Genomic DNA, 11944 nt, shown 5'->3' with positions numbered 1-11944 from the left:
GGATGCACCCAACGAGCAAAGGACCAGGATGTCCAGCACCCTCTCTGCAACCAGCCGAACGCCTGCGGCGCCCCGGCGGACCGACGTCACCGCTGCCCTGTTGGGCGGCAAGACCTTCCGGAGCCTCAGTGAACAGACCCTGTCGCCCCGCGAGGAGAAGTTCGAGCGCGCACGCCAGACGCTGGGGTTCTTCCTGGCCCCGGCCGTGGCGATTGCCTTCGCCCTACTGCCCACCCCCATGGACTCGACGCAGCAACTCCTGGCGGCGGTCCTGCTGGGGGTGATCATCCTGTGGATCTGCGAACCGGTGCCGATTCCGATCGGAGGACTCATCGGCGTGGCCGCCGTCGTGGTCCTGGGGGTGGCCCCTGCCGGAGACGTCCTGGCGCCTTTCGGGTCGACGACGATCTTCACCTTCATCGGTGCGTTCATCCTGGCTCAGGCCATGCTCAAGCACGGCATCGCCCAGCGACTGGCCTTCGCCGTCCTGTCGATCCCCGGCGTTGCGAAATCCACCTATCGCATCATCATCGCGTTCGGTGCCATCACATGCCTGTTGTCGGCCTTCGTTTCGAATACGGCCACGGTGGCCATGCTGATGCCGACTGCCCTGGGCATCCTGGCCGTCATTGCCCAGCTCATGCAGGACCGCGGAGTCGTGAAGGCCACCTTCGATCCCCTGCGTCTGCGCGTCGGGGCTGCGCTCATGCTCATGTTGGCCTACGGTGCCAGCGTCGGCGGACTCCTCACGCCGGTGGGGGCGCCGCCGAACCTGATCGGCCGTGGTCTCATCGAGGAGGCCACCGGGGAGCGCATCTCCTTCGCCCAGTGGACGGCCACCGCCGCGCCGCTGTGCCTGGCCATGTTCGCCGTCCTTGCTGCCGTCATGTTCCTGCTCAACAAGCCGGAGATTCGCCGGATCTCCGGTGTCGAGGAATTCATTCGGGAGCAGAAGGCAGCGCACGGAAAGATGAAGCGGGCTGAGGTCAATACCCTGATCGCTTTCGGCTTCACGGTCACCCTCTGGCTTCTCCCGGCCGTGGCAAGTCTCGTCCTGGGGGCGGACTCCGAGGCCTACGCCGTCCTCGACGACCGTCTGGATGAGGGCATCGTCGCCGTGTTGGGGGCCGCTCTGCTGTTCATCCTTCCCACGAACTGGAAGAAGCGTCAGGCAACTCTCACCTGGTCTGATGCGGCCAGAATCGACTGGGGCACCATCCTGCTCTTCGGCACCGGGATCATCTTCGGCGCGCTCCTCGCCGACACCGGTCTGGCCGAGACCATCGGCAACGCGGCGTCACAGAATCTGGGCGTCACCAGCGTCGCCACGATCACCGTGTTTGCCGTCATCCTCGCCATTCTCATCTCTGAGACCACCAGCAACACCGCCTCGGCGGCCGTGGTCGTCCCCATCGTCATCCCACTTTGCGTCGCGATGGACGTTGACCCCTTCGTTCCTGCTCTGGCGGCCACGTTCGCGGCCTCCTTCGGCTTCATGCTTCCGGTGTCGACTCCGCAGAACGCCATCGTCTATGGCTCGGGCACCGTTCCCATCACCAGGATGATCCGTACCGGTATCGGGTTCGACATCCTGGGTGCGATCCTGATCATCACCATCATTCCCGTGATGGTCGCGGTCACCGGCATCGGCGGGTAGCCGCTTCGGTTGCCCTCCCCTCTGGTCATACAAGTTGGCAACTTGTATGATCAGTTGTGTCCAGCAACCCGGGCGCCCCACGGTGCCCCGTCCCGAGGGAAGTCACCTGATGCCCGCCAGTCTCGAAGCGCCGTACACCCCCGATGCCATCCGCCACGTCACGCTCTCCACGGCACGGCTGCCCCTGGCCACGCCGATCTCGGATGCCAAGGTCTTCACCGGCCGGCAGAAGCCCATGACGGAGGTGGTCTTCCTCTTCGCCGAGATCACCACGGAGCAGGGCCACGAGGGCCTGGGCTTCTCCTACTCCAAGCGCGCCGGGGGGCCTGCCCAGTTCGCCCATGCCCGCGAGGTGGCCGAGAGCATGATCGGCGAGGACCCCAACGACATCGCCAAGCTGTACACCAAGCTGCTGTGGGCCGGTGCCTCCGTGGGCCGCTCCGGGGTGGCCACGCAGGCCCTCGCGGCGCTGGACGTGGCCCTGTATGACCTGAAGTCCAAGCGGGCCGGGCTGCCGCTGGCCAAGTTCCTCGGCGCCCACCGCGATTCCGTGCGCACCTACAACACCTCGGGCGGCTTCCTCAACGCCTCCATCGAGGAGGTCAAGGAGCGTGCTTCCCAGTCCATCGAGGAGGGCATCGGCGGCATCAAGATCAAGGTCGGGCTGCCGGACTCGGCGGAGGACCTGCGCCGCGTGGCCGCCGTCCGCGAGCACATCGGCCCGGACGTGCCGCTGATGGTGGACGCCAACCAGCAGTGGGATCGCGCCACCGCCCTGCGCATGGGCCGCCGGCTCGAGGAGTTCGACCTCGTCTGGATCGAGGAACCCCTCGACGCCTACGACGTGCAGGGTCACGCCGACCTCACCGCGGCCCTGGACACCCCCATCGCCACCGGGGAGATGCTCGCCTCCGTGGCTGAGCATGAACGGCTCATCGCTGCCCGGGCCTGCGACATCATCCAGCCGGATGCCCCGCGCGTCGGCGGCATCACCCAGTTCCAGCGGCTGGCCACCCTGGCCGATCAGGCCGGGCTGGACCTCGCCCCGCACTTTGCCATGGAGATCCACCTCCACCTGGCCGCCACCTATCCCCGCGAGCCCTGGGTGGAGCACTTCGACTGGCTCGATCCGCTGTTCAACGAGCGCCTGGAGACCTCCGGTGGCCGCATGCTGCTGCCGCAGCGCCCGGGGCTCGGCGTGAGCCTCAGCGATCAGGCCCGTGCCTGGACCACCGAGACCGTGGAGTTCGGCCGCGCCTGAGCGGCAGGGCCGTCACCTGCCAGAATGAGCCCATGACATCCACGCCCGCACGCTCCGGTCCTTCCCGCACGGAGGCCCTCGTGGACCACCTGCGCCGCCGGATCGTCGGCGGCGAGTTGGTGCCGGGTCAGAAGCTGCCCAGTGAGAACCAACTGGTGACGGCGCACGGAGTCAGCCGCACGGTGGTCCGGGAGGCCATCCTGAGGCTGCAGGCCGAAGGGCTGGTCCACACCCGGCGCGGCAGCGGCAGCTTCGTGCTCACCCCGCCCGCCGTGCACGACGCCGGCCGTCCGGTTCCCCGGACGACCCCGACGAACTCGGTGGCCGGGAGGATGGACCTCATCGACTACCGGGTGGCGATCGAGTCCGAGGCGGCAGCCCTGGCGGCCATTCGCCGGTCGGAGGACATGGCCGAGGGTGTGCAGCGGGCCGAACGGGCCTTCGCGGCGAGCGCGGGTGCCTCGAATCCAGCCGGGCCCGCCGACTTGCTCCGCCTGGACTTCGCCTTCCACCGGTCCGTGGCGGAGGCGTCCGGCAGTGCGCTGATGCTGCAGGCGCTGGACGCCCTTGGCCCCGCCATGATCGCCATGCCGCGGGCGCGGCTGGACGAGGCCGGAGCTGGCCGGCGGGCCACCGTGGTGGCGGCCGAACACGCGGCGGTCGCGGCCGCCGTCGTGGATGGTGATGCCCAGGGTGCCGCCGCCGCCATGCGCACCCACCTGCGCAACTCGGCCCGCCGGTTCCTGGAGGAATCGACGGGCCGCTAGGAACTCCCGCGGGGTGCGGAGTTCAGGTCCGCTCGAGCCGGATCATCCCGCCTGCAGCGCTCCTTGCCACTGCAGCATCATCTTCTCGACCCGTTGCCGGTCTGCTGCCGTGAGGGTGCTGATGGGTGGGCGGACATCGCGTTCGCACAGTCCCATCTGTGCCAGGGACTCCTTCACCACGGACACGTTGTGCTCGGACTCGTTGCGGGCCCGCAGCTCCTCGAAGGGGCGGATGAGTTCCCAGATCCGCATGGCCCCCTCGGTGTCAGCGGTCCGCAGTGCCTCGAGCAGTCGCAGGGAGAGCGTGGGCTCGACATTGGCGAACCCCGAGGTGAATCCGGTGGCCCCGACGGCCCAGTAGCCCGGGGCTGACAGCTCGGCCAGGCCGGCGATCCAGACCAGGTGGGGTCTGTCGCAGTCCCGGGAGACGGTGGCCATCCGCACGGGGTCCGGGACGGCGTACTTGATGGCCACCAGGTTGGGGGCCGCATCCGCCAGCCGGGCCACGGACGCACCGTCGATACGGGGATTGCGCAGATAGAGCACGACCCCGAGTTCCGGAACGGCCTCGGCGATCTGGCGGTGGTACTCGACCCACCCCTCCGAGGACATGAACGGATGGGTGGGCTGGTGGACCATGATCGCCTGTGCGCCGGCCGACCTGGCATGGCGCGCGGCCTCGACCGCCTCGGGGACCGCTCCGCCCACACCCGCCAGGGTCGAGCACCCCGGACCGGCCGACTGGACGGTGAGCTCCACGCAGTGCCTCCGTTCGGCGTCGGTGAGTGAGTAGTACTCGCTGGTGTTGCCGTTGGGGGTGACCACCTGGATGCCGGCGTCGACCATGCGCGCCAGCACGCGGGTGAAGGCCTCATCATCGATTCCGCCGTGGCGGTCGAAGGGCGTCACGGGAATGGCCACCACTCCGGCCAACCGCTCCCGCATGAGTTCGAGGGTCATGATTACTCTCCTTGGTTGATGCGGTGGGATCCGCTGGGGTGGTCGTGCCGTAACGGCGCGTTATGGCGTGGCCTTGTGCATGTCGGCGACCCGCATCTCGTCGCCGGTGGCGGTCGTCGGTTCATAGTCGACCTTCGGCGACAGCGCCAGCGTGGCACCGACCTGCACCATCATGGCGTCGCGGACGATCTCCTCGTCCTGGTAGGCGAGCGCCTCGGCGAACGCGTCCTGGCGCTCCTGCCCGGACGCCACCTCGGCCGCCGCGATGAGTGCATCCAGCTCCTCTGTCCCATAACTGCTCTGCGAGCCCGCGCTACCCAGGTTGTTGGCCATGGTGAAGGAGGCGTCGCCTGCCTGGTTCCCGTGCATTCCCATGAGCAGCCGTGGACCGAAGTCCGTGGGCACGGGACGGAGCAGGTGCTGCAGCCAGGTGTTGACATCGCCCATCTGGACCTCGACGTTCAGGCCGGCCTCCGTCAGAGAGTTCTGCACGATCTCCATGGCCTCATCGGCCTTGGGGTAGAAGCCGGTGCGGCCGATGATGGTGATCTTCTCATCCACCGGGACCCCGTCGGCCTTGGCCTCCGCGATGAGCTTCTTCGCCCGGTCCATGTCATAGGGCCACGGCGTGATCTCCGGGTTGTGCCCGATCACGCCTTCGGGGACCAGCTGCGTCGCGAGCTGGCCCTGACCGGCGAAGATCGAGCCCAGCATGCCCTCGTTGTCCAGTGCGTAGTTCACGGCCTCACGGACCCTGCGGTCGTCCAGCGGGGCGATACCGGCATCCATCCGCATGTAGGTGACCTCATTGGTCTTGTACTGGACCGCCGCGTCCCCGGCGCCGTCCTCGGGCGCCAGGGTGATCGCCAGGTCGGCCTCGTTGTTGGTCACCATGGCAGCGCGGATCGTACCCTCTGAGCGCCAGAGGTACTCGACGGTACCGAAGTCGGGGGCCTCGCCCCAATAGTCGTCGAAGCGCTCGAGCGAGAGGCTCGTGCCGGCCTGCCAGTCCTTGAACTGGTAGGGGCCGGTGCCGATGGGTTCACGAACCTTCGCCGTGTTGTCCGTCGTGGTCGGGACGATGCCCACGAAGGAGAGTCGGAGAGGAAGGATGGGGTCCGGCGTTGCGGTGGTGACCTCGAGGGTGTCGGCATCGACGGCCTTCGTGGTGACCGTCTGGTCGCCGAAGAACTGCCCGGCAACGTCACATGCCATCTCCGGCAGGAGGGCGCGCTCGATCGAGTAGGCGGCAGCCTCCGCGTCGAAGGCGCTTCCGTCATGGAAACTCACCCCGTCACGGAGTGTGAAGGTCCATGTGTTGTCCGATGTCTGCTCCCACTCGGTCGCGAGGGCGGGGTTGAGATCTCCCGTGTCCGCGTCGCGTGAGGTCAATCCCTCAGCGATGTTGGAGCGGGTCACGAGGCCAGTGGAGTTCTGGGACCCCTGGCACGTCTCCAGTGTGGGTGGCTCGTCCTTGAGGACGATGCGGATGGTGTCTGCAGACTCGGTCGAGCTCGTGGACTGCGTGTCCATGGCGCAGGCCTGTGTGGTGAGCAGTGCGGTGAGCACCACGGTGACGCCCGCTACGCGACGGGTGCGGACGGTGCGGATTGAGCGGGACGGTGTTCGTGCCATGACTTTCCTCCAGGGTCGGACCGATGGGGCGGACCGCAGGGTCCGTTGCAGTCTCGGACATCGCGCCTCGGCAGGGCGTAGTGTCTGATATCTCAGATACGATGTACGAAGGTTAATCATCCTCGTTTCGATGTGTCAACAGTCACAATGAGGGGGTGTGCCTGACCGGAAGGCCTGGCAACTGATGAAAGGTGGAGGCGTGAGCACCAAACTGGACCTGCCGCAGTCGCGGATCGAGGTGGTCCTGGAGGCCATCCGACGGGGCATCCTGACCCATGAGCTCCGGCCGGGGCAACCGCTGGTGGAGGCCGAACTGGCGGCCGAATTCGGAGTGTCGAAGACTCCGGTGCGGGAGGCGCTGAAGATCCTCTCCCATTCGGGGCTGGTGCAGTCCGTGGCCTACAAGGGTATGAGGGTGCAGACCGTCGACAGTGAACTCATCACGTCAGTGCGGGACCTTCGGCTGCTGATCGAACCCGAGGCCGTGCGCCGGGCCGTCGCCGAAGGCTCGGAGGGGTTCCTGGGCGAGGCCAGGCGATCGCTCGAGACGGCCCGCCGGCTGATCGATCAGGGCGGTGATCGGGCAGGACTCAGTCTCGTCAATCGGGATTTCCACTCACTGCTCTACGCCGGTTGCGGCAACCCCCTGATGCGGGAGGTGTTGGACAACCTGCGTGATCGGACCGCCCTCATCAGTGTGGTCGCCTGGCATGACGCCGAGGGGCGCGTCCTGCACCCTTCGGAGTTCGAGTGGGACGAACACCGGGACATCCTCGAGGCCGCGGAGGCCGGCGACGCCGAAGGCGCCGCTCGCTTGACGACCGGGCATATCAGCAGATTCTTCGAGCGGGTCCTGGCAGGCGACGGGTAGACAGGTAGGGGGAGCGCCCCTGTCTGCCTATGTCGATCGCGCCTTCACCGCGAGCACGGGGCGTTCGGCCTGGAGCAGGATCCGCTGGGCGTGGGAGCCCATGATGAACTTGCCCACCTGGGTGCGCTGGCGCAGACCGATGACGATCAGGGAGACGTCGTGCTCCTCGGCCAGCTCCAGGATGGACTCGGTGAGGTCGTCCCGGTGTGTGGGCCGCAGTACGGTGGCCGCGACGTCGGCGCCCCGGGCGGCGGCCATCACGCGGTCGAGGTCCTCGGCGGAGGCCACCGTGGCATCGGCCAGGGCGCCCTCGCGCTGGGAATTGACGATCAGCAGGTCCTGACCCCGCAGGGTGGCCTCCTCGATCGCCGCCGTGACGGCGGCCTCTCCCACGGGGGTGGGGACGTATCCGACCAGGATGCTCATGCGTTCTCCTTGTTCTTCTGGGACGGCTTCTGGGCAGGCTCGGTGGTGCCGGCCACGGTGGCGGCCAGCCCGGGACGGCGGCGCCGGTCGATGGCGGACTTGATGATCGGCAGCAGGGCCACCACCACGAAGATCACCAGCAGGGTGCCGGAGATGGGCCGGGAGGCGAAGCCGAACAGGTCGCCCTCGAAGACGAGCAGGGAACGGCGCAGGTTGGACTCGAGCAGGGAACCGAGCACGAACGCCAGCACGAGCGGGCCGGGCTCGAAGCCGAATTTCTTCATCAGGTAGCCGATGGCGCCGAAGACGACCACGAGCAGCACGTCGAACATCGAGTTGCGGATGGTGTAGGCGCCCAGCAGGGTGATGAGGGCGGTGATCGGGGCGAGGATGGCGCCGCGGACCCGCAGCACGCGCACGAAGATGCCGATCAGGGGGATGGCCATGATCAGCAGCAGGATGTTGCCGATGTACATGGAGTTCACCACGCCCCAGAACAGCTCGGGGTCGTCGTTGATGAGGTTCGGCCCCGGGGAGACGCCCTGGATGAGCAGGGCCCCGAAGATGATGGCCATGGTGGCGTTCGCCGGGATGCCCAGGGTCAGCAGGGGGATGAAGGAGCTGGTGGCCGCCGCGTTGTTCGCGGACTCCGGGCCGGCCACGCCTTCGATGGCGCCCTTGCCGAACCGGGAGGGGTCCTTGGCCGAGCGCTTCTCCACGGCGTAGGCCGCCAGGGAGGAGATCGTGGCGCCGCCGCCGGGCAGGATGCCGAGGAAGAACCCGAGGACGGAGCCGCGGCCGATTGCCGGGGCCGAGGTCTTGAACTCCTGGAGGGACGGCCACACGTTCTTGACCGAGGCCGGAGCCTTGGCGGCGCGGTGGCGCTCCTCGAGGTTGTAGAGGATCTCTCCGATGCCGAACAGGCCCATGGCCACGGGAACGAAGTCGATGCCGTCCGCCAGGGACAGGTTGTCGAAGGTGAACCGTTCGGCGCCGGTGAAGGTGTCCCGTCCGACCGTGGCCAGCAGAAGGCCGAAGGCCGCGGCGATGAGGGCTTTGATCTTGGCGCCGTTGCTGATGGTGGCCACCAGCAGGATGCCCAGCAGCGCCAGCGCGGCGTACTCGGGCGGGCCGAAGTCCAGGGCGAAGCCGGCCACCACGGGGGCCAGGAAGGTCAGGCCGATGATGGCCACGGTGCCGCCGATGAACGAGCCGATCGCGGCGATGCCCAGGGCAGTGCCGGCCTTGCCCTGCTTGGCAAGCTGGTAGCCATCGAACACCGTGACCACGGTGGAGGCCTCGCCGGGCAGGCGCAGCAGCACGGAGGTGATGGTGCCGCCGTACTGGGCGCCGTAGAAGATGCCGGCCAGCATGATGATGGCCGTGACGGGCTCCACCCCATAGGTCAGCGGCAGCAGGATGGCGATCGTGGCGGCCGGGCCCAGGCCGGGCAGTACGCCGATCAGCATGCCGACCGTGACGCCGAGCAGGCAGTACAGCAGGTTGGTGGGGTCCAGGACGGTGCCGAAGCCGTCCAGGACCGGTTGGAAGAAGTCCATGGGGGTCCTTAGGGTGCTTCCGGGTGGGGGAGCCGGGTCAGGTTCAGATCAGGTGGGGGATCGAGGTCCCCAGGGCGGCGATGAAGATGGCGTAGAAGGCCGCCACCACGATCACCGAGTAGAGCAGGGCAGAGCGCCAGCTCTCCCCGCCGAGGAACTTCATCCAGATGATGCACAGCGCCAGCGAGGGCACCTCGAAGCCGATCAGCGGGACGAGGACCACCATGCCGATCAGGGTGAGGAAGCCGACAACGGTGATGACCGAATACTTCGTGAATCTCTCCCCGTCGGCGCCACCGCGGCGGCCCACGATCAGCTGGGCCAGTGCCAGGGCGCAGATCAGCACGCTGACGGCCAACGGCCAGGTGCCGGCATCCGGGTTGGTGGCGTCACCGGTGCCGAGTCCGATCGAGACCACCACGCCGAGCACGCCCAGGGCCAGCACCACGAGCGAGGCGCCGAGGTTGGCCACCGGGCCCGCTGGGGGCGGGCCCTCGGCGGCCCAGGCGGCGGCCAACTCCTCCGGCGTGAGTTTCTCCGTGATTTCGTCCGTGAGGTCTCCGGAATCCGGGGCCGGCGCGGCCCGGTGGTCGTCGTTCGTGGGTGCGGTGGACGGCATGGCGTCCCTCCCTTGCTGGTTCACGTCTGGTTCAGGGGCAGGTCAGTCACCGGTCAGGGAGATGCCGTGCTCCTCGACGAGCTCGGCGTAGCGGTCACGCAACTCGTTCCACTCGGTGACGACCTCCTCACCGGAGATCTCGTGCGGGGTCAGCAGGTTGTCCTCGTTGAAGGCCTGGTACGTGTCCGTGGCCAGTGCGGCGTCCGCGGCCTCGACCAGGCGGGTCTTCGTCTCCTCCGGCAGGCCCTTCGGCGCCGCCAACGCGCGGTACTGGGACACCGGGATGTCGTAGCCCGCCTCGGTGGCGGTCGGCGTGTCCGGCAGGAACTCGTTGCGCTCGGCCGAGAAGGTCAGGATCGGGGTGACGGTGCCGGCGTCGATCTGTGGCTTGGCCTCACCCAGCTGGATGGTGGCCACCTGCACCTGGTTGCCCATCACCGCGGTCAGGGCGGGGGAGCCGGAATCGAAGGGGACCTCGGTGCCGTCCACCCCGGCCTCGGCGAAGAGGATGGCCTGGGCCAGCTGGGAGCCGGTGCCCACGCCGGTGGTGCCGTAGGTCAGGGAGTCGGCACCCTGGATGTCCTCGAGGGTCTCGAAGCCGGACTCCGCGGAGGCCACGAGCACGTAGTCGTCCTGGGACAGGCCCTTGATGACGTCCAGGTTCTCCAGGTCCACGGCCTCCTCCTCGGAGACCGCGAGCGGGGTGATGGTGATGAGGGAGGCGTTGAGCAGGACGAGCTCGTGGCCGTCGGCCTCCTTGCCCGCCACCTCCTGGGTGGCCACGGCGCCGTTGGCGCCGGGCTGGTTGACCACGGCCACCGTCTGACCGAGGTCCTCGGACATGCCCTCGCCCAGGGACCGGGCGATGAGATCGGTGGAGCCGCCGGCGGCCTGGCCCACGGTCAGGGTGATGGGGCCTTCGGGGAAGGCCGCGGCGTCCTCCCCCCCGCCCCCGCCCACGTTGCCGCCACAGGCGGAGACGGACAGCATTGCGGCGGCGGCCGCAACGGACAGGACAGTACGGCGGGCGGTGGTGAACGTCATGGCCGTTCGCTCCTCGGGGTGGGGATCCATGGTGATGACTGACAGGTGCCGTTGTGAGGTGACTCACGAGGCGGGTGTTTGTCGAGACTAGGAACGGCCTAGGATGCATGTCCAAGCCCATTACTGCATATTGTGATACCCGGAAGGCATCATGTTCACCCTGGACCAGATTAGGTGCTTCGTCGCCGTCGCGGAGGAGTTGCACTTCGGGCGGGCCGCGGAGCGGCTGCAGATGACCCAGCCGCCGCTGAGCCGGCAGATCCAGAAACTGGAGCGGAACCTGCGGGTGGTGCTGCTGGACCGGGACCACCGCACCGTGGAGCTGACCACCGCGGGCCGGGCGTTCCTGGCCGAGTCCCGCGAACTGCTGGCGGCGGCCGAGCGGGCCCCCGCCGCCGCGCGGTCGATCGCCTCCGGCCAGGAGGGCATCGTCCGGATCGGCTTCACCGCGGCGGCCGGCTTCGGGATCCTGGGGGAGCTGCTTACCTCGATCTCGGAGGCCCTGCCCAAGGTCTCACTCGAGCTGTCCGAGCTGGTGACCCGCCAGCAGGCGGTCGCGCTGCTCGAGGGCTCCCTGGACCTCGGGCTGGCCCGGCCGCCCTTCGACGCCGAGACCTTCGAGTCCCACCTGCTGCTGGCGGAGGACCTTGTGCTGGCGGTGCCGGCCGACCACCCGCTGACCTCCCGCCGCGGCCGGATCCGGCACGAGGACCTGCGCGGGGTCCCGCTGATCATGCACTCCCCCCTGACAGCGCGGTACTTCTACGATCTCATCGTGCGCATGCTCCCGATCGACCACGGCCAGGTGGTGCACACGGTGGGACAGATCACCACCATGGTGGCCTTGGTCCGGGCCCGCCGGGGGGTGGCGTTCGTCCCCTCGAGTGCCCGCATGCTCGGCGTGGACGGCGTCCGCTTCCTGCCGTTGGCCGCCGAGGCCGAAGGGGCAGTGCACCTGCACGCCATCTGGCACCACCACAACGCCAACCCGGCGCTGCGGCGCGTGCTGGACGCGCTCGAGGCCGGGGCCGACTGAACCGGCCCCGAGTGACCATGCTCTGCGGGTATCGAAGGATACAAACTAAGCCTTGGACAGGAATGACAGAGCGTTCCTACGGTGGTCAGTGAACGGCACCCATGCCGTC

The 11944-nt window shown here is 68.2% G+C and carries 11 protein-coding genes; 5 read left to right on the top strand and 6 right to left on the bottom strand.

Translation table 11 applies throughout. The features are described from left to right. Positions 1-28 precede the first annotated feature (28 nt). The 3 genes from BOSE125_RS09235 to BOSE125_RS09225 all read left to right on the top strand — a co-directional run bounded on the left by BOSE125_RS09235 (position 29) and on the right by BOSE125_RS09225 (position 3685). The gene (locus tag BOSE125_RS09235) at positions 29-1657 is read left to right on the top strand and encodes a DASS family sodium-coupled anion symporter (RefSeq protein WP_159551945.1); all 1629 of its coding nucleotides are present in this window, start codon (positions 29-31) and stop codon (positions 1655-1657) included. Positions 1658-1766: 109 nt separating this feature from the next. Beyond that, complete coding sequence (locus tag BOSE125_RS09230) at positions 1767-2918, top strand: L-talarate/galactarate dehydratase (protein ID WP_159551943.1); 1152 nt, start codon at positions 1767-1769, stop codon at positions 2916-2918. 32 nt (positions 2919-2950) lie between these two features. Beyond that, complete coding sequence (locus tag BOSE125_RS09225; protein ID WP_159551941.1) at positions 2951-3685, top strand: FadR/GntR family transcriptional regulator; 735 nt, start codon at positions 2951-2953, stop codon at positions 3683-3685. Between the two features lie 42 nt (positions 3686-3727). Here the strand turns inward: BOSE125_RS09225 and BOSE125_RS09220 are convergent, their stop codons facing one another. Both BOSE125_RS09220 and BOSE125_RS09215 read right to left on the bottom strand, forming a co-directional pair. After that, positions 3728-4645, bottom strand: coding sequence for a dihydrodipicolinate synthase family protein (locus BOSE125_RS09220; RefSeq protein ID WP_159551939.1), 918 nt, complete (start codon positions 4643-4645; stop codon positions 3728-3730). Positions 4646-4705: 60 nt separating this feature from the next. Beyond that, positions 4706-6280, bottom strand: a complete 1575-nt coding sequence (locus tag BOSE125_RS09215) for an ABC transporter substrate-binding protein (protein WP_159551938.1) — start codon at positions 6278-6280, stop codon at positions 4706-4708. A 199-nt stretch (positions 6281-6479) separates the two neighbouring features. Between BOSE125_RS09215 and BOSE125_RS09210 the strand changes: the two genes are divergently transcribed. After that, positions 6480-7151: a GntR family transcriptional regulator gene (locus BOSE125_RS09210; RefSeq protein WP_236557903.1), complete on the top strand. Its 672-nt coding sequence runs from the start codon at positions 6480-6482 to the stop codon at positions 7149-7151. Between the two features lie 27 nt (positions 7152-7178). On the opposite strand, the gene BOSE125_RS09205 is transcribed toward BOSE125_RS09210, so the two are convergent. The 4 genes from BOSE125_RS09205 to BOSE125_RS09190 are packed head-to-tail and all read right to left on the bottom strand — an operon-like array spanning position 7179 to position 10799. Further along, the gene (locus BOSE125_RS09205; RefSeq protein ID WP_159551936.1) at positions 7179-7577 is read right to left on the bottom strand and encodes a universal stress protein; all 399 of its coding nucleotides are present in this window, start codon (positions 7575-7577) and stop codon (positions 7179-7181) included. Beyond that, complete coding sequence (locus tag BOSE125_RS09200) at positions 7574-9136, bottom strand: tripartite tricarboxylate transporter permease (protein ID WP_159551934.1); 1563 nt, start codon at positions 9134-9136, stop codon at positions 7574-7576. Before BOSE125_RS09200 ends, BOSE125_RS09205 begins: the two co-directional genes overlap by 4 nt. A 43-nt stretch (positions 9137-9179) precedes the next feature. Continuing rightward, complete coding sequence (locus BOSE125_RS09195) at positions 9180-9755, bottom strand: tripartite tricarboxylate transporter TctB family protein (protein ID WP_159551932.1); 576 nt, start codon at positions 9753-9755, stop codon at positions 9180-9182. A 42-nt stretch (positions 9756-9797) separates the two neighbouring features. After that, positions 9798-10799, bottom strand: coding sequence for a tripartite tricarboxylate transporter substrate binding protein (locus BOSE125_RS09190; RefSeq protein ID WP_159551930.1), 1002 nt, complete (start codon positions 10797-10799; stop codon positions 9798-9800). 151 nt (positions 10800-10950) lie between these two features. Here BOSE125_RS09190 and BOSE125_RS09185 point away from each other — a divergent pair, with 151 nt between their 5' ends. After that, positions 10951-11835 carry a LysR family transcriptional regulator gene (locus BOSE125_RS09185; RefSeq protein ID WP_159551928.1) on the top strand — a complete coding sequence of 295 codons (885 nt, stop codon included), beginning with the start codon at positions 10951-10953 and terminating at the stop codon, positions 11833-11835. The last annotated feature ends 109 nt before the right edge of the window (positions 11836-11944 follow it).

Origin of the sequence: Citricoccus sp. K5, from assembly GCF_902506195.1 — a bacterium.
GTDB lineage: Bacteria > Actinomycetota > Actinomycetes > Actinomycetales > Micrococcaceae > Citricoccus.
This window is presented reverse-complemented; position numbering and strand designations above follow the sequence as displayed.